A 1,632-nucleotide genomic window follows, 5' to 3' on the forward strand; every position below is an offset into this window, starting at 1 on the left:
CAGAAGGGATCCGTTGGATTCCGTCTGAGTGTCTGGCGTTGGCGCGCTGGTCCTCCTGGCATGCCCTGCGGAGGTGGGTTGTGTCCGTTCATGATTGCGCAGCGTCGACGGTCGTGGTGGCTGTCGATGTCGGGAAGAACACGGTGGCCTGCTCGGTCACCGACGAGAACCGGCACCGTTTGTTCGGACCGGTCGATTTCGCGATGACCCGTTCGGGTCTGGCCGTGACGGTGGAGCGGATCGGCGAGCTCATCCCTGCTGGGGTTGGTGTCAAGGTCGGCATCGAGGCGGCGGGTCACTACCACCAGCCGCTGATGGCGCAGGCGTCGTGGCCGATGGGCTGGGAGCTGGTGGAGCTGAACCCGGCTCATGTCACCGAGCAGCGGCGGGTCCAGGGTCGGCGGCGGGTGAAGACCGACGCCATCGACCTGGAGGCGATCACTGAGCTGGTGCTGGCCGGACACGGCACGCCGGTTACCCAGCGAGCCGTGGTGATCGGTGAGCTGGCCGCGTGGGCGGCTCACCGCTCGCGTCGGGTCGAGGTCAGAACGGCGTTGAAGAACCAGCTGCTCGGTCAACTCGACCGTGCGTTCCCGGGACTGACGCTGGCGTTGCCCGATGTGCTGGCCGCCAAGGTCGGCCGCCTGGTCGCCGAGCACTTCACCGACCCGAGCAGGCTGGCATCGCTGGGTGAGGCCCGGTTGATCTGCTTCGCCGCCGGCCGCGGACTGATCGTCCAGCGCCGGGTGGCCGCGAGGCTGGTCGCTGCTGCGCGGGACGCGCTGCCGACCCGAGATGCAGCCGTCGCCCGTGAGATGGTCGCGACCGACCTGCAGATGCTGAGGGTGCTCGACCAGCAGATCGCTCACGCCGAGGAAGAGCTCGGTGTGCTGCTCCCACACACCCCGTTCGCGGTACTGACCACGGTGCCGGGCTGGGCCACCGTGCGCGCCAGCGCCTACGGCGCCGCTGTCGGTGATCCGACTCGATGGCCCGGCCCGCGGCAGATCTACCGCGCGGCAGGCTTGTCGCCGATGCAGTACGAGTCAGCCGGCAAGCGCCGTGACGGCGCTATCAGCCGGGAGGGCAGCGTCACCCTGCGCAGGGCTCTGATCGACCTCGGCGTCGGATTGTGGCTCAACGATCCACCCGCGAAGGCCTACGCCGCCGGACTACGTGCCCGCGGCAAGAAGGGCGGCGTGATCGCCTGCGCGCTGGCTCACCGGGCGAACCGCATCGCCTACGCCCTGGTGCGCGACCAACGCGCCTACGACGCCGCACGCTGGGTGCAGGAGGTCTGAGCGAACCAATCCCCCTTCTTCCATCACCGTGCGATCGGGTGCAGGCTAGACGGTGACGAAGGGCCGGATCAGACGCCGCCGAAGCTATGGCGGACCCACCACGGGTCACGCCGTGTCTAGCTTGGCGCCCGGCCCTTCGCCCCAAGCTGCAGCTCGAACGACGCCAGATGACCCCGCTCGAGGTCGCATACGTCAGCGTGAGCGCGCCGGGGCACCTTCCCCACCGCCCGGCCATACCCCACTTCGCCGCATCCCAACTCCGACGACCCACACCGCCGGAGCACACCCACACGCGCCTCGACCCCGGTTGACAAGACCTACAGCCAGCTAG

Annotated in this window: 1 protein-coding gene; it reads left to right on the top strand. The window is 69.1% G+C overall.

Features of this window, described 5'->3' with window-relative positions; all coding sequences use genetic code 11:
* Positions 1 to 80: 80 nt before the first annotated feature.
* Positions 81 to 1,301: an IS110 family RNA-guided transposase gene (locus ACW62_RS32730; protein WP_053208316.1), complete on the top strand. Its 1,221-nt coding sequence runs from the start codon at positions 81 to 83 to the stop codon at positions 1,299 to 1,301.
* Positions 1,302 to 1,632 lie beyond the last annotated feature (331 nt).

Source organism: Jiangella muralis, assembly GCF_001270745.1.
In the GTDB taxonomy this organism is placed as follows: domain Bacteria; phylum Actinomycetota; class Actinomycetes; order Jiangellales; family Jiangellaceae; genus Jiangella; species Jiangella muralis.